The sequence below is a fragment of the Kordia sp. genome, from assembly GCF_022447245.1.
Lineage (GTDB): Bacteria > Bacteroidota > Bacteroidia > Flavobacteriales > Flavobacteriaceae > Kordia.
The window spans coordinates 72,451-92,609 of record NZ_JAKVBC010000011.1 but is presented as its reverse complement, the minus strand read 5'-3'; the positions used below and the strand labels follow the sequence as shown (position 1 = coordinate 92,609).

At 32.1% G+C, this 20,159-nt stretch carries 27 protein-coding genes; 17 read left to right on the top strand and 10 right to left on the bottom strand.

What is annotated here, in order from left to right:
- Positions 1-102: 102 nt before the first annotated feature.
- The 4 genes from MK119_RS09555 (at position 103) to MK119_RS09540 (ending at position 2,402) form a co-directional block, all read left to right on the top strand.
- A complete protein-coding gene (locus MK119_RS09555) occupies positions 103-429 on the top strand; it encodes an outer membrane beta-barrel protein (RefSeq protein ID WP_290677565.1) in 327 nt (108 codons plus the stop codon).
- Between the two features lie 85 nt (positions 430-514).
- Positions 515-931 carry a type II 3-dehydroquinate dehydratase gene (aroQ, locus tag MK119_RS09550; RefSeq protein WP_290677563.1) on the top strand — a complete coding sequence of 139 codons (417 nt, stop codon included), beginning with the start codon at positions 515-517 and terminating at the stop codon, positions 929-931.
- A 93-nt stretch (positions 932-1,024) separates the two neighbouring features.
- On the top strand, positions 1,025-1,747 hold the full coding sequence (locus MK119_RS09545; protein WP_290677561.1) for a diphthine--ammonia ligase: 723 nt from the start codon (positions 1,025-1,027) through the stop codon (positions 1,745-1,747).
- 121 nt (positions 1,748-1,868) lie between these two features.
- Entirely contained in the window at positions 1,869-2,402 is a 534-nt protein-coding gene (locus tag MK119_RS09540; protein WP_290677558.1) for a porin family protein, read from the top strand.
- 207 nt (positions 2,403-2,609) lie between these two features.
- Here the strand turns inward: MK119_RS09540 and MK119_RS09535 are convergent, their stop codons facing one another.
- From MK119_RS09535 to lpdA, 5 genes are all read right to left on the bottom strand, one after another.
- Complete coding sequence (locus MK119_RS09535; protein ID WP_290677555.1) at positions 2,610-2,741, bottom strand: hypothetical protein; 132 nt, start codon at positions 2,739-2,741, stop codon at positions 2,610-2,612.
- Between the two features lie 90 nt (positions 2,742-2,831).
- The gene (locus MK119_RS09530; RefSeq protein WP_290677552.1) at positions 2,832-3,017 is read right to left on the bottom strand and encodes a hypothetical protein; all 186 of its coding nucleotides are present in this window, start codon (positions 3,015-3,017) and stop codon (positions 2,832-2,834) included.
- Positions 3,018-4,107: 1,090 nt separating this feature from the next.
- Positions 4,108-4,413, bottom strand: coding sequence for a DUF3817 domain-containing protein (locus tag MK119_RS09525; protein ID WP_290677548.1), 306 nt, complete (start codon positions 4,411-4,413; stop codon positions 4,108-4,110).
- Positions 4,414-4,415: 2 nt separating this feature from the next.
- Positions 4,416-5,039: a hypothetical protein gene (locus MK119_RS09520; RefSeq protein ID WP_290677545.1), complete on the bottom strand. Its 624-nt coding sequence runs from the start codon at positions 5,037-5,039 to the stop codon at positions 4,416-4,418.
- Between the two features lie 53 nt (positions 5,040-5,092).
- Positions 5,093-6,484: a dihydrolipoyl dehydrogenase gene (lpdA, locus tag MK119_RS09515; protein WP_290677542.1), complete on the bottom strand. Its 1,392-nt coding sequence runs from the start codon at positions 6,482-6,484 to the stop codon at positions 5,093-5,095.
- Between the two features lie 402 nt (positions 6,485-6,886).
- Between lpdA and MK119_RS09510 the strand changes: the two genes are divergently transcribed.
- The 12 genes from MK119_RS09510 (at position 6,887) to MK119_RS09455 (ending at position 16,407) form a co-directional block, all read left to right on the top strand.
- The gene (locus MK119_RS09510; RefSeq protein ID WP_290677539.1) at positions 6,887-7,471 is read left to right on the top strand and encodes a hypothetical protein; all 585 of its coding nucleotides are present in this window, start codon (positions 6,887-6,889) and stop codon (positions 7,469-7,471) included.
- Entirely contained in the window at positions 7,468-8,496 is a 1,029-nt protein-coding gene (locus MK119_RS09505) for a hypothetical protein (RefSeq protein WP_290677536.1), read from the top strand. Before MK119_RS09510 ends, MK119_RS09505 begins: the two co-directional genes overlap by 4 nt.
- 78 nt (positions 8,497-8,574) lie before the next feature.
- The gene (locus tag MK119_RS09500; RefSeq protein WP_290677533.1) at positions 8,575-9,159 is read left to right on the top strand and encodes a hypothetical protein; all 585 of its coding nucleotides are present in this window, start codon (positions 8,575-8,577) and stop codon (positions 9,157-9,159) included.
- Between the two features lie 89 nt (positions 9,160-9,248).
- A complete protein-coding gene (locus MK119_RS09495) occupies positions 9,249-9,566 on the top strand; it encodes a hypothetical protein (protein ID WP_290677530.1) in 318 nt (105 codons plus the stop codon).
- Between the two features lie 17 nt (positions 9,567-9,583).
- On the top strand, positions 9,584-10,060 hold the full coding sequence (locus MK119_RS09490; RefSeq protein WP_290677527.1) for a hypothetical protein: 477 nt from the start codon (positions 9,584-9,586) through the stop codon (positions 10,058-10,060).
- A 108-nt stretch (positions 10,061-10,168) separates the two neighbouring features.
- Complete coding sequence (locus tag MK119_RS09485; RefSeq protein WP_290677524.1) at positions 10,169-10,411, top strand: hypothetical protein; 243 nt, start codon at positions 10,169-10,171, stop codon at positions 10,409-10,411.
- A 33-nt stretch (positions 10,412-10,444) separates the two neighbouring features.
- On the top strand, positions 10,445-10,696 hold the full coding sequence (locus MK119_RS09480; RefSeq protein ID WP_290677521.1) for a hypothetical protein: 252 nt from the start codon (positions 10,445-10,447) through the stop codon (positions 10,694-10,696).
- A 398-nt stretch (positions 10,697-11,094) separates the two neighbouring features.
- Entirely contained in the window at positions 11,095-11,850 is a 756-nt protein-coding gene (locus MK119_RS09475) for a hypothetical protein (RefSeq protein ID WP_290677518.1), read from the top strand.
- A gap of 34 nt (positions 11,851-11,884) precedes the next feature.
- Positions 11,885-12,382, top strand: coding sequence for a hypothetical protein (locus MK119_RS09470; RefSeq protein WP_290677515.1), 498 nt, complete (start codon positions 11,885-11,887; stop codon positions 12,380-12,382).
- A 103-nt stretch (positions 12,383-12,485) separates the two neighbouring features.
- On the top strand, positions 12,486-13,607 hold the full coding sequence (locus tag MK119_RS09465; protein WP_290677513.1) for a helix-turn-helix domain-containing protein: 1,122 nt from the start codon (positions 12,486-12,488) through the stop codon (positions 13,605-13,607).
- Positions 13,608-13,694: 87 nt separating this feature from the next.
- Positions 13,695-15,341: a serine hydrolase domain-containing protein gene (locus MK119_RS09460; RefSeq protein WP_290677510.1), complete on the top strand. Its 1,647-nt coding sequence runs from the start codon at positions 13,695-13,697 to the stop codon at positions 15,339-15,341.
- Between the two features lie 106 nt (positions 15,342-15,447).
- Positions 15,448-16,407, top strand: coding sequence for a hypothetical protein (locus MK119_RS09455; protein WP_290677507.1), 960 nt, complete (start codon positions 15,448-15,450; stop codon positions 16,405-16,407).
- 4 nt (positions 16,408-16,411) lie between these two features.
- On the opposite strand, the gene MK119_RS09450 is transcribed toward MK119_RS09455, so the two are convergent.
- From MK119_RS09450 to msrB, 5 genes are all read right to left on the bottom strand, one after another.
- Positions 16,412-16,975 carry a DUF1572 domain-containing protein gene (locus tag MK119_RS09450; RefSeq protein ID WP_290677504.1) on the bottom strand — a complete coding sequence of 188 codons (564 nt, stop codon included), beginning with the start codon at positions 16,973-16,975 and terminating at the stop codon, positions 16,412-16,414.
- On the bottom strand, positions 16,972-17,442 hold the full coding sequence (locus tag MK119_RS09445) for a hypothetical protein (protein WP_290677501.1): 471 nt from the start codon (positions 17,440-17,442) through the stop codon (positions 16,972-16,974). Before MK119_RS09445 ends, MK119_RS09450 begins: the two co-directional genes overlap by 4 nt.
- Before the next feature lie 192 nt (positions 17,443-17,634).
- The gene (locus MK119_RS09440) at positions 17,635-18,078 is read right to left on the bottom strand and encodes a uracil-DNA glycosylase family protein (RefSeq protein WP_290677498.1); all 444 of its coding nucleotides are present in this window, start codon (positions 18,076-18,078) and stop codon (positions 17,635-17,637) included.
- 3 nt (positions 18,079-18,081) lie between these two features.
- Positions 18,082-18,210, bottom strand: coding sequence for a hypothetical protein (locus tag MK119_RS09435; RefSeq protein ID WP_290677495.1), 129 nt, complete (start codon positions 18,208-18,210; stop codon positions 18,082-18,084).
- Between the two features lie 38 nt (positions 18,211-18,248).
- Positions 18,249-18,737 (bottom strand): peptide-methionine (R)-S-oxide reductase MsrB, encoded by a 489-nt coding sequence (msrB, locus tag MK119_RS09430; RefSeq protein WP_290677492.1) that lies wholly within the window; start codon positions 18,735-18,737, stop codon positions 18,249-18,251.
- A 216-nt stretch (positions 18,738-18,953) separates the two neighbouring features.
- Here msrB and glgA point away from each other — a divergent pair, with 216 nt between their 5' ends.
- Positions 18,954-20,156 carry a glycogen synthase gene (gene glgA / locus MK119_RS09425; protein WP_290677489.1) on the top strand — a complete coding sequence of 401 codons (1,203 nt, stop codon included), beginning with the start codon at positions 18,954-18,956 and terminating at the stop codon, positions 20,154-20,156.
- Positions 20,157-20,159 lie beyond the last annotated feature (3 nt).

Genomic DNA, 20,159 nt, shown 5'->3' with positions numbered 1-20,159 from the left:
ACAAATTCATTTTCAATTCAACCAGAAATCATGTATTCATAACAAGGCGCAAAACAAAACGCAATATTTATATTCGATAATTTTCCTTTAGCAGATGACAAGTTGGAAGCTCGTTATAATTTTTTAAATATTCCTATAATGGCAAAATATTATGTTTTAAAAGGATTAAGCATAGAATTAGGACCACAAATAGGTTTTTTACTTTCTGCAGAACAGGAAAATGAAGTGCAAAATATTGATGTAAAAGATCGTTTAAAAAGTATAGATTTTGAAGTGAATTTTGGCATAGCGTACAAATTTTCAAATGGACTAAGTTTTGGATTGCGTTACAATGCAGGACTCACCAATATAAATGATGTAACTGGTTTTTTAGACGAAAATAGATATGGTGTTGTACAGCTGTCTATAGGTTATTTTTTAAGAAAATAGAGTCAACAGATACAAATCATAAAAAGGAAGCTTTATGCTTCTTTTTTTGTGCATTGAAATTCGTATTTTTACCAAAACAATTCCTATGAATATCATTATTATCAATGGACCAAATTTAAATCTACTGGGAAAGCGTGAGCCCGAAATTTATGGAAGTGCTACGTTTGAAGATTATTTTGAAACTCTTCAATCACAATTTTCAACAGTAAACTTAAGTTATTACCAATCAAATGTAGAAGGCGAATTGATCAATAAACTACATGAAGTAGGTTTCGATTACGATGGAATCATCTTAAACGCAGGCGCCTATACACACACATCAATAGGAATTGGTGATGCTATTAAAGGTATAGTAACGCCCGTGGTAGAAGTACACATTTCTAATACATTTGGAAGAGAGTCATTTCGACATCAATCATATGTTTCGCCCAATGCCAAAGGTGTCATTTTAGGTTTTGGCATGCAAAGTTATCAATTAGCAATTCAGAGTTTCTTAGCATAATTTTATGAAATGAACGATAGCTTTCTATCTTCATTTACTAAAGTGTTTGTTTACAAATTCCATCTGATCAAAAAATAAAATAAAAATTCACAATTGAAAAAAGCATACTTTAATTGGAGTACAGGAAAAGATTCTTCACTGGCTTTATATCATATTTTACAGCAAAAAGAGTATAGCGTAACACAATTAGTGACTACTGTAAATAAAGATTATGAACGTGTTTCTATGCACGGTTTGCGAGAAGCTTTGTTAGATGCGCAAGTGGAACGCCTGCAATTGCCTTTAGAAAAAATATACTTTCCTGCCGAAGTCACGATGTCAGATTATGACGAAGCTATGCGAAAAGCAACTCAAAAGTTGATAGAAAAAGATTTTCAATATGGAATTTTTGGAGATATCTTTCTGGAAGATTTACGAAAATATCGTGAAGAAAAATTGCAAGAACTCGGTATTACAGGCGTTTTTCCATTGTGGAAACAAGACACCAAAGCTTTATTAAAAGAATTTATTTCATTAGGTTTTAAAGCAATTACAGTTTGTGTCAACGCAAAATTATTAGATGAATCGTTTGTTGGGAGAATTTTGGATGAAGATTTTATCAACGACTTACCCGACACTGTAGATCCGTGTGGTGAAAATGGAGAATTTCATACATTTACTTTTGACGGACCTATTTTTTCATCTCCAATTGACTTTACTATTGGCGAAAAAGTGTTAAAAAGCTATGTACCATCTAAAAAGGAGGAAAATACTTGTGGCTCAGACAATTCTAGTTGGGATCGCGCTTTTTGGTACTGTGATTTGATTCCGAAATAGACAAAATCTCTTAAAAATTAACTTTTTACTATAAAATATTTAGACTTCTATTATGATAGAATTGTGATTTATTAACAATTGATGCTTTTAGATTTAAACATTAATTTAAAATCCAATTATTATGAAAAAACATTTACTTACCATTGTATGCATTTTATGCATTTCCTTTGTAAATGCACAAGAATCTAATGATCCACAAAAAGGACAGACAACTTTTGGCTTTAAAGCTGGATTGAATCAAAGTTATTTAAATACTTCATCTGATAACGGTTATGAAGGACTAGAACTCTACGCTGGATTTTTTGCAGAAACCAGTTTGAGTAAAAAATGGAGCTTTCAGTATGAATTACTGTATTCGTACACGGATGATATAAATTTTTTGGAAATTCCATTATTATTTAAATATCACTTAAATGATAAATTGGCGTTTATGGCAGGACCAAAACTAGATGTAGTTGCTAATAAATCCATTGAAGGTGCTTTATACGTACCTTTATCTGTTTCGTTCTCTCTTGGTGTACAGTATAATATTTCCAGGCACTTTTTCGTGGAAGGGCGTTATGGTTTAGGACTTTCCAACGAATTAATTACAAACGGTAACTCTGAAACTTTTGGTAGAAATACATTACGACTGGGGATAGGGTTAAAGTTTTAGATAAATTAACTTTTTTCGAAGAATTTTAATCAAACTTTAGCAGTTACTTAAGAACAAATTAAGACACATCTAAGCTATATTTGAATGTGAAACAAAACGAAGTTTCACAGCAATTTTTTCATAGCTGAAGGTGGGATATCAGTTATTAGGTTGGTTGAGGGAAAAGTCATTCAAGTGAGATTGAATGGCTTTTTACGTTTATATAAATTACATAAAAATCTCTTTAAAATATACGATTACTGCAATAGGCACTAACCATTTGATAGCAGTATAAACAATAGAAGCAATAACTGCTAATACCATAACGATCCACAACCATCTTTTTTGTTTTTTGTCCATAAGCAAGTATACAAATAAATATGGAAGGCGTACAATAAAAAAGTCGGAAGAACAATCTTCCGACCCTCATTCAATTATAAACCTTGGTTTTTACGCTATTTGACAATATCCCCAAAAACAGAAGAAACGTTCATGTTCCATTCCTGGCAATGAGTTCAAAATTTGACAATCACTATGATTGTAACATTGCATTCCTGTAATGCCTCCATTAATTGCAGCTTGTTCTGTTTTGTTGATTTCTTTTACTCCTTCTAGGTTTAAAATGTTTTTTTTCATGATATTAATTTTGGTTAAATATGTATCAAATGAAGAAGAATTTTTTCATTAAATAAAAGGTTGCTACCTTAAATTGGATAATTTAAGACATGAAGTTATAACTGAATTTGTTTTTGTAAACATAAGTAAATGATGTGTTTAGGTGTTTTTGGAACCTAGCATATGAATAATGTTGAAATAAAAAAGCGAACCGAAGTTCACTTCATTTATCAATTACGTTTGTCAGCAAACGTTAAAAGTATCATCTGATGAATACCAACAACCTGTTGGTTTGTGTGATTTTCCATCACAAACAGTTTCAATTGTGTGAGGTTCGCATTGTGTACAATGGGTTTGTTGTGATAAACATACATCTACGATAACTGTTGAGCAATTTCTGGAATATATAGGAATTTACTTTCTAAGTAAGGCGTTGAAATTGGAAACTTGCGTTTTGTTAAGCGCTAAGCTTTTAAAACTCTTTTTCTTCATATTTAAAATGACTTTATGTTAATACCCTTTAGTTCATGAAGAACATAAATGTTACCCATGCAGCTGAGCAATCGCAAGGATGTTCGTTGTAATACTTCTTCCTTTAATTTTTGATACAGAAAAGTTAAAAATAGCTTTTTTGTTTAGACGTAGACCTAAAGAATTCTTTTTTTACAATGACAATTTTAAAATAGTAATCCTTTTAAAGTCATATAAACAGAAAAGCGAACTAAAGTCCGCTTTTAACTAAAGTATTGTAGTTGTTACTAGTATCATGGAAAATTCACTAATGGCGTAAATGTATGATCAATAGTACATAGACCACATACGTTGTAACAGGTGCCACAGTAAGTTGCGCAGGTTAATGAATAATCGCATAAATCTGAATCTTTAGCTTGTGCACCGCCTTTCAGATTTGAAATGGCTCTTTTGTTTAATGTCAACTGTTTGAATTTCTTTTTTTTATGACTTAAAAATTTAAAATTAATAAGTGCTAAATTCTTGAAAAAAAGAACTTTAAAGTAGTATGTAAACACTAATATTAAAAAGAGATAATCCTTTTTAAGTACACGTATTTTTAGATATTGTAACGATAAACAATCAAACTGAAGTCTGCTAATTATTTAGTACGTAAATATTTCTTTTCTACATAAAATGTTGCAAAAGGAACCAAGGAAGCAATAAATAAAATGGCAAAACGTTTCATTGTCCATTTTTGTTCCTCAGTAACTAAATATGCATATATTACATAGATTACAAACAAAAGTCCATGTGCTATTCCAACAATCTTATTTGGCATCATAATTTCCATCATATACTTTAAAGGCATTGTAATAAAAAAAGCGATATAGGAAATCCCTTCTAAAATTGCAATCAATCGAAACATACTGAGTGTTTTTGTTTCTTTTTGAATCGGATCTATCATAATTAATTAATGCTATTTTTCAATTTGTTCATTCCGTAATACAGTGTTTTCATAAACATAACTTCGTCTCTTGGATCACACATATTTTTTATGTAATCGTAGTACAATACTGTATTGTTAGAAGTATTAAACACATAAATGTTAAAACTAGTGGTAAATTTTTTATCTCTGATACCGCCTACGACATAGACAAAAAGTTGTAGGTTACTTTTGTTATTTGGAATAATTAAGTTTTCAAAGTACATAGCGTCAGCGACTCCTTTTCTGACTCTATTAGTGGAAAACAAAATGGTTTTGTAATCTTCAGCTAATAATCTTGAAGCATCAAGATTTGTTCCTTCAGGAAATATTTTTTTGAAAAAACGTTCAGAGGTTTTTGCCAGCTTGTGTCGTATTTCATTCTTTTCTAAAGAATCTGTTTGATTGAATAAACGGGTATATGTAGTTGAATATGCTAAGTTTTCTAATGTAATTAATTTGTTGAGCTCAAATTTGCTATCCTGATCATAAATTTTAGCATTTTCAGCACAGGTCACAACTGGTGGTAACTTCGGTTTCGTTTTGTTTTTACTACTTCCGCAGGAAATCATCACAATTCCCAAAAGGATAAAAAACAAATTCTTCATATAATTTCGTATAAAAAAAGCCGCTCAAAGAGCAGCTTTTCATAAATATATTATTAAATGTGAATGACTTCATCATAGGCATCTGCAACGGCTTCCATTACAGCTTCACTCATAGTTGGATGCGGATGGACCGCTTTTAATACTTCGTGTCCAGTGGTTTCTAATTTTCTACCTAATACGGCTTCGGCGATCATGTCAGTTACACCAGCACCAATCATGTGGCAACCTAACCATTCTCCGTACTTAGCATCAAAAATTACTTTTACAAAACCTTCTTTGTTTCCTCCAGCACTTGCTTTTCCAGATGCTGAGAATGGGAACTTACCAACTTTGATATCATATCCTTGCTCTTTTGCTTGTACTTCTGTCAAACCAACTGAAGCAACTTCAGGAGAACAGTACGTACATCCAGGAATGTTTCCGTAATCTAAAGCTTCAACATGCATTCCAGCAATTTTCTCTACACATAAAATACCTTCCGCAGAAGCAACGTGTGCTAAAGCTTGTCCAGGAGTTACATCACCAATTGCGTAATATCCAGGGATATTTGTTTGGTAATAATCGTTTACTAAGATTTTATCTCTGTCAGTAGCAATTCCAACAGCTTCCAATCCGATGTTTTCAATATTTGTTTTAATCCCAACTGCAGATAACACGATGTCAGCTTCTAATACTTGCTCACCTTTTTTCGTTTTTACCGTAGCTTTTACACCATCACCAGATGTATCTACTGAAGTTACTTCGGCAGACGTCATAATCTTGATTCCGCTTTTCTTGAATGAACGCTCTAACTGCTTTGAAACATCAGCATCTTCTACAGGAACGATTTTCGGCATATATTCTACAATCGTAACTTCAGTTCCCATAGAGTTATAAAAGTATGCAAACTCCACTCCAATAGCTCCAGAACCTACTACGATCATTTTCTTTGGTTGCTCAGGTAAAGTCATTGCTTCACGGTATCCAATTACTTTCTTACCGTCTTGTGGTAAACTTGGTAATTCGCGCGAACGTGCTCCTGTAGCAATCACAATATGCTTTGCAGTATATTCGGTTATTTTTCCGTCTTTATCTGTTACATCTAGTTTCTTTCCAGCTTTTAATTTTCCAAAACCTTCAATAACGTCAATCTTATTCTTCTTCATTAAGAACTGTACACCTTTGCTCATTCCATCAGCTACACCACGACTACGTTTTACTACAGCGTCAAAATCCTTATCGTATTCTTTCACTGATAATCCGTAATCTCCAGCATGTTTCAAGTATTCAAAAACCTGTGCTGATTTCAATAAAGCTTTCGTTGGAATACATCCCCAATTTAAGCAAACACCACCTAAATTTTCTTTCTCAACTACTGCGGTTTTAAACCCTAATTGAGAAGCTCTAATGGCAGTTACATATCCACCAGGACCACTTCCTAAAACGATGATATCGTATGTACTCATATCTTAAAATTTTGTTGTCTGTTTTTCGAAATGCAAATTTACGGAATATTACTCGAACTTTAAATTTTATGTAGTTGTTTTTGCTTTGATAGGCTCATGACTAGTTTTGTTGGAAACGCTACGCTTCAGACCGCTGTTGCTGTTAGCTGTTAGATTGCTTCGCTTTTAGACTTTTTTTGTTTATTCGTCAATTTGGTTTTTGTGAATTTGAGCGTAGTCGAAATACAATTTTTCTGTAAAAAATCACTCGAAGTAACGATTGATGCGGTTTTAAATCTTTATTAAAATATCCTTACGAAGGAGTATCATGAAGTAATTTGTAACACTTCTGTATATACTGCTACATATAATTGTATCTTTTGAGAACAAAATAGCAATCACTACTAAAAGTCAATCTAATTATTGAAAAAAAACTATCATTTTAATCCATTCGCAGGTGTTTTAGATCAGGAAATCAATCATACAATTGTTCCGAGATTTTCCATTTCTGAGATGGTTTCATACATAGCAAATAATGATTCATTAGCTATAGAATTTATTGGCAAACAAGGACGTGGAAAAACAACACATCTGATTTGGTTGCAACAGCAATTGTCAAAATATCCAATCTTTCAATTAGATAAAAATTCAAACGTCAAAGAAATTTTAGAACACGATGCAGAAGTAGTTTTGGTGGATAGTATTCACCACTTAAGTTTCAAAGAACGGATACAACTATTTAAAACAAAACGAGTCGTTATATACACCACGCATTACACGCGAAAACTTTCTTGTGTGTTGACACAGAAAAAAATGAAAGTCATTCGCTTCAAAGGAATTGATACCAAAATATTACGTAAAATTATAGATAATAGGTTATTATTGGCGCAAAATGGTGCACAGGTACAGCAGGCAACTTTCAACGAAAGCGAACTAAAAGATATGATAAAAAAATACGGAGATAATTACCGTGGAATTATTAACAAACTATACGAAAACTATCAATGAGCAGTTCAACATTACAAGCAGAAGTATTTATAGATGAAGAAAACGATGGAACTATATCTACTGGATATTTGGATATTGTATCTTCAGAAGATATTCTGATGGATGAAATTACTGCCAAGATATATTTTGAAGCGCGTGGAAAAATGCGTGGTTACAAAAACACAGTAATCTCATTTCCAGTCATTACAGAGCCAACACTTATAAAGGCAGGAGAGGAAAATTTCATTCCATTTTCGTTCGAAATAGATGATCTTATAGAAAGTTATGAAGGGAAAAACGCAAGCTTTACGTATACCTGCGAAGTTATGATGCATGTAGATGATAGCGATTTTAAAAAATTGGGATTGAACTTTTTGGCAACAGTGAAATCATTTGTTACTTCTGATAAACGATTACGAGCGCAAAAACAATTTGAAGTCAGTAATTATTATCATACTTATAATGTGAAGGAAGGAAAATATGATTTCAAATTGAAGCTTAATTATAAGCTACCTATCATTATTGCAGTCATTTTATTTTTGATTTATATCATTTTGCTTCCAGAGTTCAACCTTACTTTTGCGATTTTGGGCGTTGTACTTCTGATTGTAATTACGTATGTAATCCACATGTATCTTGAAGATGCTTTTGGAAGATTGGTAATGGAGTTAGCAGATGAAGACGAAGAAAACTTTCGTTGTACAATTGAAAAAACAAGAAAGTTCAATTTAAAAGAGCAACATGTATATTATGAGGTCATTGAAGAAGTTGTAGATAATAGAGGAACAAAATCGAGTACAAATAGGCAAAGATTGTATGCATCGTTTCGAAAAGAACTGACTAAGTTTAAAAAGAATACAGCATTCACATTTCCATATCCATCGAATTTGAGTTATGCGACAATGGAAGTCAAAGATGTAAAAATCTTTTGGAGAATGTGTGTTACAGGGATTACGAGTGGAGGATTGAAATTAAAATATACAGCAGAATTTGAAGTCAAAAAAGATAAGCCTATCAATAATAAAGAAGGTTTGGTGAAATTTTAAGAACGTTAAAAAAAGGATTCTCATCAATTTAATGAAATCAAATATGTTTGCATTTCAAAAAAATAATAAAAATATTAGATGATCTCACTCTTAAAACCAGTTACAACGAATAAGTTTTTTTACTATTTTCCAACAATCATCATTTTGACGAGTTGCACACAAAAACCAGCAGAAGGTGTTGTATACGAAGATTTTAAAAATGATTTAGAAACATTTAAATTTCAAGGGAAAGTAAAAAAAGTAGTGATGAAAAATGCAGATTTTGAAAGTTCTTCAAGTGACAAATTGGAACCTGCAATACTAGCTAAAGTACAAGAGTTTTCAGCAGATGGTTTTTTACTAAATTCTGAAGTGTATGATTACAAAGGAGAATTAGATAAAAAGACAGTATATGATTATGATGATGAAAATAAGTTGACGAAAAAGCATGTTGTCAGCCCAGGAGATGAGATATTTAAAACAGAAACGGAAATGCTTTTACGTATCGCGGAAAGCAAAGATCAACGATCTAGAACATACGAAGTATTTATAGACAGTGTTTTGGAATATACAATGACGTATTTTGATGACGAACACGACAATGTAAAAAGAGCCATAAGATCCCATAAGGAAACAACTTTAGAAGAAACGTTAAAAACATATATGTTCACGATAATAAACTAGCTTTACGACTTAAAATTCAGGAAGCCAAATCAGATGATACGCTGAGTAAATTTGTATACGATGATAAAAAACGACTTGTTGAAGAAACTATGTATCTTAGTTTTACTCAATACAAAGAAGAGTATACGTATGAAGGAGATATGTTGGTACAACAAAAAACATATCGTGTTAACAAAGCAGGAGACGCTTACGATATTTCAATACAAAAGTTTAATGAATACTATCATCCAATATATAAGTCATTTGACAACAAAAAAACTGTAACAGAAGATAAATTTGAGTATGAATATGACACAAATGGGAATTGGATAAAGAAAACAAAATATTATAAGTCATTCCTTGACAAAGCTGGCAATTTTACAAGAACTAGTGTTATATTGAGAGATATTACATATTACGATGAATAAAAAACAGAAAACAACCTATGAACAATTCATTAAAACCGAGAAATAATAACATAGACGATATTCAATTTCCGCCTCACGAAAACAACAATCAAGAGAGAGAAGTGGTATATGTAGAACGAACAGGAGCACCAACCATGCTGACGATTCTTGTAATATTTACAATCATAGGATCCTTATTTTCTATGGGAAAGTCACTTTTCTATGATACGGTTGAATCTTATTTTGGTTTTGGCGGAAGTTATACCTATTGGATATATGCCGCTACTTGTGTAGGAACCATGTTTGGAGCCATTATGATGTTATCTAAAAAGAAAAACGGATTGTATATTTATTCTGCATGTCAAGTAATTTTTGTTGCCATGTTTGTATTGAGCAGAATTCCATCAGGAACAACGTATTATTCTACAAGTTATACTATGTTAGTAGCATTACCAGCCTTGATTTTCTTAGCGTTGTATTGGTCTAAAGACATCAGAGATTATTTGACGAAATAAAAGATTAAGATGATGAAGTTAAGACAAGTTTTATACTTCCTAAGTATGTTACTAATAGTTTTTTCATGTAAGGAAGTTGACCCGTACAAGTAAATTGATGAAGGACATGTGAGTAATGGAGTATACACAAGTAAAGAAATTGGATGGAGTATATTAATTCCTAACGGTTGGAAAATTATTACCAAAGCACAAAGTGATAAATTTACTCAAAAGGGAAAAGCTGCAGCTAAAGATGTTTATGGAGTAGAAATCGATGATTCTGAGGTAAATGATTTAATTAGTTTTCAAAAAAATATATTCAATGCATTTATGTCTAACTCAGAGCACTATAAAGAAACCTATGAAGGCTAATGGTCAGAAGATAATGCGGAATTAAAATATTACATGTATGACATATACAAGAGCAAGGGGCTTGATATAGATACTACCGCAACCACCATAGTACGTATCGATGGACTGGATTTTGAATGTTTTGAATTCACATTAAAAGCACCCAATGGAACCGTAGTATTGAATCAGTTGATGTATGCAAAGTTGATCAATGGACATTCTTTTGGTGTCAATATCAATTACAATAATAAGAAGTATAAAAAAGAAATGCTCAAAGCATTATTTGACTCTCAATTCAGAAAATAAGATATGTATACTGTCTTTGAAAATAGTACAAACATTTTTGATAGCATATTAATGCCCGTCTTTTTTTACTATTCTTTACTATTGATTATTTTAAAACTTACGAATGCTATAAAATCAAATTTTTTTAAAATAGATCGTCAAATTTGTAACCTAATCTCTTTACTCGGAATTTTATATATCATTACTGTTATTGGAGTCTGCTTTGCGTATCATGAAGGTATTATGATTGCATTAGGAATACGTCCTAATTCAGGTGAGTTTGCACTCCATCTTTGGTTTTTAATACTCTGGAGACCATTATTACTATTTATGTTTACACAATTGTTGAGAATTGAAAATATAAGTAATTCTATGTGGTTTAGGGGAATTTCCGCAGTACTATTCTTAATAATATTTTGATGAAGCACATTTCCAATAAACGAAAAAATCAACTTGCATATTGTAAAATTTGTGAGTACAGAGATTTTGACAACATAAAAGGAATTACATGTGCGTTGACAAAAAATGTTGCCGATTTTGAAAGTGAATGCCCTTCTATGCGAATTGATTTTGAAGAAGTAGAAGGACAAGAAATAGATCTTCACAATGCAATCCTTGACCACATACGTAAAAAATACAACTTATTTTATTTAAAAAAGGAACATTACATATTACCAAATCGACCATTCTATTCTAAATACTATTCCAAGGAAAATACTCAGAAAATTAAGATAAAAGGACCTAAGGATGAAAATGTTTGGACTACCATTTCTTCTATGGTTTTATTTGCATCTATCATAGCAATATTTGTTACTGAAAGCAATACCTACAAACTATTGTTTGGTTTCCTAATTTTTATAGCGTTTGTTTTTGTAGTGATACGATTAGTGATAGAAACACATACGCCAGCAAAAGTGGGTTTTAGTACTGATTCGAAAGGATTGATCGTAAAAGGAACAAGAATATTTTGGCATGATATTGTTGATTTTCGCATCATATATGTACCAGGAGAAAAAGGATATTATGATTTAATCTTAGGAACTATCAGCGGAGGTGTTCAGTCATTCAGTTTATTAGATATAAGAATTACTATAGATCAACTTTTAGAAATTTTTAGTTTCAATAGATTAGATTATCTAACACGTTATGATCGAAATCTTCCAGACCTACTTTAATATATATTAGTTATATTTAGAAAAAGTAGATTGTATGAAAAACTATATCGCATATAATGAACCAATAGCAGATGACGTTAAATTCTGCACTCAGTGCGGCACAAAACAACCAATACCAAACATTCAAGATACAATAGCACAAGAAGCACAGGCCAAACCTCCAACGATCATAGTAGTCTTAGCTGTTTTAACCATTTGCGGCTCTCTTTTTGGTATAGGTCGCGCACTGTTATATGAATTATTTGGATCTGCAACAAGCAATGACGGTATTCGCATCAGAGCCGCCATATATGTAATAGCTTCTGTAGGAACTATTGTTGGAGCTGCATTTATGTTTCTCAAACAGCGCAAAGGATTGTATATTTATACTGTTTTTCAGTTTCTTTATATTATTACTGCCACATTTTCAGCATTCGTGTATTCTACTAAAGATGAAAATTTATCTTCAGTAATATTAACGTTCTTTTTAGTGCCAGCGATTTTATTTTTAATACAATACTGGTTAAAAGATGTTCGAAAACATTTAACCTAAAACCCAACACCTAAACCCCACCACCACAAACAACATGCTCTTCGGTTTCGGATTCAAACGCTCAACGTTACTCATATTTTTTCTACATGGATTGATATTTACAATGCTGTTACTTTACAAAGGCATTCGAAACGAAAATAAATCTAGCGTATGGTTGGCAGCATTTATCTTTTTATGTACAATGTATATTACGCCTTTTATGTTGGGATATGCAGGTTGGTACGGAGAAGATCCGTATCGGGCAATTCTATTTTTTGTGCCATTTCAACAGTTGTTTTTAGTACCACCAATATTATACTTCTATATAAAGAGTTCATTAAATACTGAATTTGTTTTTAAACGGAAAGATTGGCTCCATTTTGTGCCAGCCATACTATATGGTATATACAGTTTGATCGTTTGGATTACTGATAAAATCGTCTTAGATGAATATTATTTCTATGCAAATGAACAAGACAAAGACTTTGCGCTTTGGTACCAAATAGTAGGATTTATAATGATGATGTTGTATTTATTTGCTTCTTTAAAATTATATGCGGAGTACAAAAAGAAAACCTATGAAACGGTAAGTTTTGCAGATTCCATCTTATACGTATGGATGCAACGTTTTTTAATAGCATTCATTGGATTATTGATCATTCGTGTTTTATTCTTTATCCTAAATCCAGAATGGGCAAACTTCGGGAATAAGTATTGGTACTATCTTGCGTTTTCGATCTTGTTCTACTATATCGCTTTAAGCGGATATATGCATAGTATTAAAATGAATTTGCCTTTTTTACCACAGTTATCATCTTCTGAAACAATGGATTTTCTCGCGGAAGCGGAAGAAAAAAATGACTCCTCAAAAGTTACTGAAGAAGTAGAAGTTTCCATCACAGAAGAAGACAAAATATTTCAAAAACAGTTGGAATATTTTATGGAGTCTGAGAAGTTATTTACAAATCCAAATTTGACCTTGTTTGATGTGGCTTTAAAACTCAATACACATCCAAAAAAGGTGTCATATATCATTAACAAAGGTTTTAAAATGAACTTTAATGATTTTGTAAATACCTACAGAACGCAAGAAGTGATCAAAAAAGTTACATCTAACGAAAATGCTTCCAAAACCTTGCTAGGAATTGCATTGGATTCTGGATTTAATTCAAAATCAACGTTTAACAGAGCTTTTAAAAAGCAAACGAAACAAACACCAAAAGAATATTTTAGTCAAAAAAATTAAAAAAGAAGTGTCAAATCACGATTTGGCGCGCTTTACATTGGTAATAAATCAAGATTTGTACCATCAAAAAACATTAAACATATTCTTATGAAATCTGACATGGTACTTATCGCTTTTCTTTTATCTTGGATACTCACAATTGGACAAGAACTGACCAATTCACAACTTCAGCAATTAGACAAAATCACCACACAAGATGTGCCCAAATCTGCACCAGGAGTTGCTACTGGAATTGTAAGAAATGGTAAAATTATCTATACAAATTATGCAGGATATGCCAACTTAAAAGATAGTATTCAGATTGGAAAATCGTCACGATTTAATATGGCTTCTAATGGAAAACAATTTACCGCTTTCGCCATTTTGATGTTGGAAGAAAACAGAAAGTTAAGTCTAGAAGATGATTTCAGAAAGTATCTTCCAAATCTCTATAAAAACATTCAAGAACCAATTAAAATAAAACATTTACTAAATCATTCTAGCGGTATTCGTGATGTATATGATTTATGGAGTTTACAAGGGTATACATGGTGGAAACAACAATTTAGCAACACAGATGCCATGAAACTGTTAGCAAAGCAAAAAGACTTCAATTTTAAAGTAGGTACAAAACATTCATACAGCAATTCAAACTATATCTTATTGACACAGGTTATAGAAAAAGTTACTGGAAAAACATTTGTGGAGTATACAAATCAAATGTTTGCAGATTTGGGCATGCCCAATACCTCTTTTGTAAATGATTATAAAAACATTGCAGCGCCGATTGCAAAATCATATTTTAACTTCAATACATGGAAAACTTATGAATGGACTTGCAATATACACGGAGATGGAAATTTATTCTCTACGTTGGAAGATCAATTGCAATGGGAAAAGCTATTGCAAACTAAAAACAGTAAGGTGTTTTCCAAGGAAATTTTAGCTAAAAGTCAGGAATTAATTGCCAATACCAATATTGAAAACTACGGTTACGGTGTAGAATTTGGCAAACATAAAGATGAAAAATATCGTTTTCATGGCGGATCAACAGGCGCATGGAAGGCGATTACAGCACGATTTAATTCAGGAGATTTTGCTATCGTAACAATGATTAACAGCGGAAAAATAGATCCTATGATGCAAACCTTGCAAATGGCAGATGTTTTATTGGACAAAACCACTACAAAGGAAACCTTTCCAATTGTTCCTGCAAAAATAGGAGCGAAGGTAAGCAATGAAGATATTTTAGGGATTTATCGTGCCAAAAGTGGATATATCATGAAGTTCGAACAACGCGAAGGTAATATATACATGATACGTTCTGGAAGAAATGACATTAAACTATTGCGTGAAGCGGATAATATTTTTTATCAGTGGAATGATGCAGCTTTCAAACAAGAATTTACCAGAAACGAAGATGGGATCATGCAAATTACAGCATATTATCCAAGTGTAAAACCATTCACGTTGACCAAAATAGAAAGTGATTTAAGTACGTTTGATTTTACGGCATTAAACGGTTCTTTTCAAAACTCAGAAACCAATGTTTCGTTTACGATCAAAAATATCGAAAAGGAAAACTATGAAATCATCATGGGAGAAGATACAATGAAAGGATTATTGCTTACAGAAAACGAAATGCTTGTAGATGGGTACAACTTGTTCTTTGAAAAAGATAACAACGGAAACATCCACGAAATATTAGTGACTTCTGGACGTATTCATAATGTGCGTTTTGTGCGAAAAAAGTAGCTTTTTGTAAACTTTTGTGCTGTTTTTGAAACGAAATGATAAAAAATGCTACCTATTTCATATATATTTACATTAAAACCGATTATTATTAAATTTGAAAATGTCTATGAAAAAAATAGTATTTACTATCTGTCTTTTACTGATCTTTACTAACTGCCATAACAAAAAATCAGTCTCTCAAAAAGCATCTGATAAAGATGAGCAAAATCATTTACAAGTTGAAAACCTTCAAGGAAATGTAAAAGAATTTTTATTAAAGCAAGCATATCCATTAGGGGATTCGCAAACGGAATTTCAAGAATTAAAAACGTCAGCATACTATATTTTTAATGAAGCTGGAAACTATAATAAAATGCAATTCTTTAATGATTTTGGTAAGCTAGATTCACATAATGTATATCGTTACAACGAAGCAGGATTAGTTGCTGAATTTGAAACAAAAGATTTTTTAGAAAACGAAAATACCGAAATACGAGAGTTAAATACGTACAATGATGAGAACCAATTAACACATAAAAAAACGTTCCAAAATGAAAGAGTACAGTATGAGGTGTATATGGTTTACGATACAGAAAAAAATATTGTTGAAAGTAAAATTATACATGGAACGAATGTTATTTTCAAGACTACAGAAAACTTCTTAGATGATCAAGATCGTGTCATTAAAATCATAGAAACTTCTGATAAAGACAATATCAAAAATATACAATCAAATGTATATGATGATTCAGGAAATCTTATAAAACATGAAGCAAACATTGGAAGCTTAAAGTTTAGAAACGAATTTACGTATGAAAATGGAAAACGAGCTGAAGCAAAATATTATTCTATTCCATTGAGTGGGAAAGTGTTTTTAGACAGAACTACAAATTATGATGCCAACGAAAATATTACAAAAGTCAGTAATTACGAAAATGGAGTATTAAAAACAGTATTCAATTATGAATATGAGTTTGACACACAAGGAAACTGGATCAAAAAAACAACTTACATCAACAGAAACCCTGAATTGGAAGAAGATTTCAAACTATATTTATTAGAAACAAGAGAAATTACGTATTGGTAAAACTTTACAAGTCATCCGTAAAATGCTTTTTACTTTTTGTTTTGCTAAACTTTTCCTTGTTATATGTTGAAGATTGTCCTTTTGGAATAGACAAGGATTTCCATTCGTCAGAGCGAATCAATTTGCCAATATAGACCAATTGTCCAATATGATACGGATAATGACACAATTGACGTGTAATCGCTTCCAAAACGGTATGTCCTTGATTTCGGATATAAATAATTCGAGAAACATCTTCAGCTTGTAATGGATTGATCGCATCAAATAAATATTGCCAACCTTTTTCCCAAGCAGCAATCATTTCTACCTTTGTGGTATATGTGTCTTCAAATTCGGTATCGCGATGGCGCCAAGTTTTCTCGCCATCTTCCGTAAGGAAATTGGTCCAACGACTCAGCATATTCCCAACAATATGTTTAACAATTATAGAAACACTATTGCTATCTGCGTTTTGTTGCCAATGAATTTCTTCGTCAGTTAATTGGGCAAAGGTTTTATCGCCCAAACTTTTATAATAAGCGAATTGTTTTTTAGTACTGTCTAAATAATTTTCGGAAACTGAACTCATGCGATGCTAAGTTTAGGTTGGATATGTTCTTTTAAAAAAAGTTGAATATCTTTTGCTTCTCTTTCATCATCAAGCGTTACAGTATAGCTTATTGGATGATTTTTAACGCTAGCAAATTTAACAGTCAAATCTTGATTTCTAAGGATAATATACTCAATTTTATGTAGCGGTATTTTAAAATGTTTTAATTTATACTTACGATTTAAAAGATGAATTACAGCTAATACCAATAACGGAATAAATGAAAAACTTATCTCATTTTTTGTAATCAGAAAAGCAAAAATTAGGACAAGACAGGTATATATAACATTGATAATATAATTTGAAGCATAAAAAAAAGTCAATTTTGGGGTTTCCGTTTCCTCTAAAATTTCACAAGTTTGCCAATTCCCATGATCGTTAAAATAGAAGAATTTTTCATTAATATTTAAATACCCTTTTTTTAAAACAAAATACCTTTTTTCCATGTAAGTAAAGATAATAAAACTAATATGAAACGTAACTACAAGGACTAAAATGATACGTTAGTTTGGTAGTTTTAAAATATACCTGTTATTTGAACAGAAAGATTACTTCATCTTTTCGAGGAAGCAATGACGTTTAAAAATTGAACTCCAAAGTAATTTTTCACCATACAAAGAGAGAAGTTAAAGTATAGCCTAACTGCCTAACAATCTAGAAACTTCCGCTTTCAATTTTGGAAGTACTTCTTCTTCAAACCAAGGGTTTTTGCTCAGCCAAAAACGATTTCTCGGTTGAGGATGTGGTAACGGGAAGTATTTTGGTAAATAACTTTCGTAATTAGAAACCGTTTCGGTAAGTGTCTTCTTTGCCTTTTCTTGTAAGTAATATTTCTGTGCGTATTGACCAACTAGTAAGACCAATTTAGCTTCTTGCATTTTAGACATCAATTGTTCATGCCACGCTTCTGCACATTCCTTTCGCGGAGGTAAATCGCCAGACTTTCCTTTTCCTGGATAACAAAATCCCATCGGACTCAAGGCAATATTTTTAGCATTATAAAATGCTTCATCAGTAACACCAAGCCAATTTCGCAAGCGTTTTCCACTCATATCATTCCATGGAATACCGTTTTGGTGCACTTTTCATCCAGGTGCTTGCCCAATCAAGATAATCTTTGACGATTTGTGTGCAGCTAAAATTGGGTTGACACCAAGTAGCAAATGTGCTTTACAAATAGTACAACCCAATATCTCTTCTAATAAATTTTCCATCTATCTAATTATCTAAGCAAGTCTAAATACATGAAATGCTATTTCTCAGGTACAAACTTCAATGCAACACCATTGATACAATGTCTTTTCCCTGTAGTTTGTCTTGGTCCATCATTAAATACATGTCCTAAATGACCACCACAAGTGGCACAATGTTCTTCTGTTCGTGCATATCCAATATTATAATCTGTGCTATACGATACATTTCCTTTAATCTCACGATCAAAACTTGGCCAACCTGTTCCAGAGTCAAATTTATACTCACTTTTAAACAGTGGCGTATTGCAACCAGCACAATGATACGTTCCTTTTTTGTAATTTTTATTTAGTGGACTCGTAAATGAACGTTCTGTTCCAGCTTCTCTTAATACATAAAATGCTTTTGGACTTAAAATTTTGCGCCATTCATCTTCCGATTTTGTTACCTTAAAAGTTTCCTTTTTGGTATTTTCTGCTGTCTGTTTTTGTGCTGAAGTATTACAACTAAATAACATGCCCATGAGGGCTACTAAAAAAATCTTTTTCATCTATAATTTTTTAAATTTTCAAAGCCAATTTTATACCTTAAAAATACGGTTTTTTACATAAATACTCTGTCGTAAGAAAAAATAAATCATTACGAAAATGTTTTCGTTTTAATATTAAGTTAACTGTTGCAAAATTTTTGCAATTATTCCATATTAATTAATTAGCTTTAAACTCGTTACCGAAAAATAAACAAGAAAAAGAGTTAAAAATTAACTATGAAAGTACTTTTTTTTACGAAAGAATTTCCGCCTTATGTGTACGGAGGAGCAGGAGTTCATGTTGAATATTTAGCAGATGAACTAAAGCAATTAATGGAAGTTGATGTACGAAGTTTTGGCGATCAAAAAATCACTGCAGAAAATTTGAATGTTACGGGATTTTTAGGAAATCATCAACATTATGAATCTACGGAAAAAAAGTTGCAAACCATCTTTAATACTATGCAAACAAATTTACAGATGAACGCAACTGGAGTTGATGCGGATGTAGTACATTGTCATACATGGTATGCACAATTTGCAGGAATTATGGCAAAACTATGTTACGGCAAGCCTTTAGTAATTACTACACATTCACTAGAACCGTTACGTCCTTGGAAACGCGAACAATTAGGTCGCGGATACGATGCGTCTTCTTGGATTGAAAAGACAGCCATCGAAATGGCAGATGCCATTATTGCCGTTTCAGAGGAAACCAAAGTAGATGTGCAAACGCACTTCAATGTAAATGAACACAAAATAAAGGTGATTTACAACGGAATCAATCTACAGCAGTATCAATATACGGAAACGACAGCAACACTAGAAAAATTCAATATTGATCCTTCAAAACCGTATGTGTTATTTGTGGGACGTATTACACGTCAAAAAGGAATCATTCATTTGGTCAATGCCATCAAACATATTGATACAAATACGCAAATTGTGCTGTGTGCTGGTGCGCCAGATACCGAAGAAATTGCCAAAGAAATGCAAGAAAGTGTGGCAGCAGTGAAAGAAACACGCAACAATGTATTTTGGATTGAAGAAATGTTGCCGAAAGAAGAAATTATTGAATTGTATTCACACGCAACGGTTTTCTGTTGTCCATCTATCTATGAACCTTTCGGAATCATAAATATAGAAGCGATGGCTTGCAAAACAGCCGTTGTAGCCAGTGCAGTTGGTGGAATCAAAGAAGTTGTGATTCCAAACGAAACAGGAATTTTAATAGAAGTGGAGCAACAAAATGCAGCACCTTTTGAACCTGTAGATCCTGAAAGATTTGCCAAAGATTTAGCTGATGGTATCAACAAAGTTGTCAATGACGAAGCATTACGAGCACAGATGGAAATCGCAGGCAGAAAACGCGTAGAAGACTTTTTTGACTGGAAAGCCATTGCAAAACAAACTGAAAACCTATATAAATCTATCATATAATTA

Bases quoted from the DNA above. Each gene is read 5' to 3' on its own strand.
- aroQ (WP_290677563.1), top strand. From the start codon at position 515: ATGAATATCATTATTATCAATGGACCAAATTTAAATCTACTGGGAAAG.
- MK119_RS09540 (WP_290677558.1), top strand. From the start codon at position 1,869: ATGAAAAAACATTTACTTACCATTGTATGCATTTTATGCATTTCCTTT.
- MK119_RS09535 (WP_290677555.1), bottom strand. From the start codon at position 2,741: ATGGACAAAAAACAAAAAAGATGGTTGTGGATCGTTATGGTATTAGCA.
- MK119_RS09530 (WP_290677552.1), bottom strand. From the start codon at position 3,017: ATGAAAAAAAACATTTTAAACCTAGAAGGAGTAAAAGAAATCAACAAA.
- MK119_RS09525 (WP_290677548.1), bottom strand. From the start codon at position 4,413: ATGATAGATCCGATTCAAAAAGAAACAAAAACACTCAGTATGTTTCGA.
- MK119_RS09520 (WP_290677545.1), bottom strand. From the start codon at position 5,039: ATGAAGAATTTGTTTTTTATCCTTTTGGGAATTGTGATGATTTCCTGC.
- lpdA (WP_290677542.1), bottom strand. From the start codon at position 6,484: ATGAGTACATACGATATCATCGTTTTAGGAAGTGGTCCTGGTGGATAT.
- MK119_RS09505 (WP_290677536.1), top strand. From the start codon at position 7,468: ATGAGCAGTTCAACATTACAAGCAGAAGTATTTATAGATGAAGAAAAC.
- MK119_RS09500 (WP_290677533.1), top strand. From the start codon at position 8,575: ATGATCTCACTCTTAAAACCAGTTACAACGAATAAGTTTTTTTACTAT.
- MK119_RS09495 (WP_290677530.1), top strand. From the start codon at position 9,249: ATGTATCTTAGTTTTACTCAATACAAAGAAGAGTATACGTATGAAGGA.
- MK119_RS09490 (WP_290677527.1), top strand. From the start codon at position 9,584: ATGAACAATTCATTAAAACCGAGAAATAATAACATAGACGATATTCAA.
- MK119_RS09480 (WP_290677521.1), top strand. From the start codon at position 10,445: ATGTATGACATATACAAGAGCAAGGGGCTTGATATAGATACTACCGCA.
- MK119_RS09475 (WP_290677518.1), top strand. From the start codon at position 11,095: ATGAAGCACATTTCCAATAAACGAAAAAATCAACTTGCATATTGTAAA.
- MK119_RS09470 (WP_290677515.1), top strand. From the start codon at position 11,885: ATGAAAAACTATATCGCATATAATGAACCAATAGCAGATGACGTTAAA.
- MK119_RS09465 (WP_290677513.1), top strand. From the start codon at position 12,486: ATGCTGTTACTTTACAAAGGCATTCGAAACGAAAATAAATCTAGCGTA.
- MK119_RS09460 (WP_290677510.1), top strand. From the start codon at position 13,695: ATGAAATCTGACATGGTACTTATCGCTTTTCTTTTATCTTGGATACTC.
- MK119_RS09455 (WP_290677507.1), top strand. From the start codon at position 15,448: ATGAAAAAAATAGTATTTACTATCTGTCTTTTACTGATCTTTACTAAC.
- MK119_RS09450 (WP_290677504.1), bottom strand. From the start codon at position 16,975: ATGAGTTCAGTTTCCGAAAATTATTTAGACAGTACTAAAAAACAATTC.
- MK119_RS09445 (WP_290677501.1), bottom strand. From the start codon at position 17,442: ATGGAAAAAAGGTATTTTGTTTTAAAAAAAGGGTATTTAAATATTAAT.
- MK119_RS09435 (WP_290677495.1), bottom strand. From the start codon at position 18,210: ATGGAAAATTTATTAGAAGAGATATTGGGTTGTACTATTTGTAAAGCA.
- msrB (WP_290677492.1), bottom strand. From the start codon at position 18,737: ATGAAAAAGATTTTTTTAGTAGCCCTCATGGGCATGTTATTTAGTTGT.
- glgA (WP_290677489.1), top strand. From the start codon at position 18,954: ATGAAAGTACTTTTTTTTACGAAAGAATTTCCGCCTTATGTGTACGGA.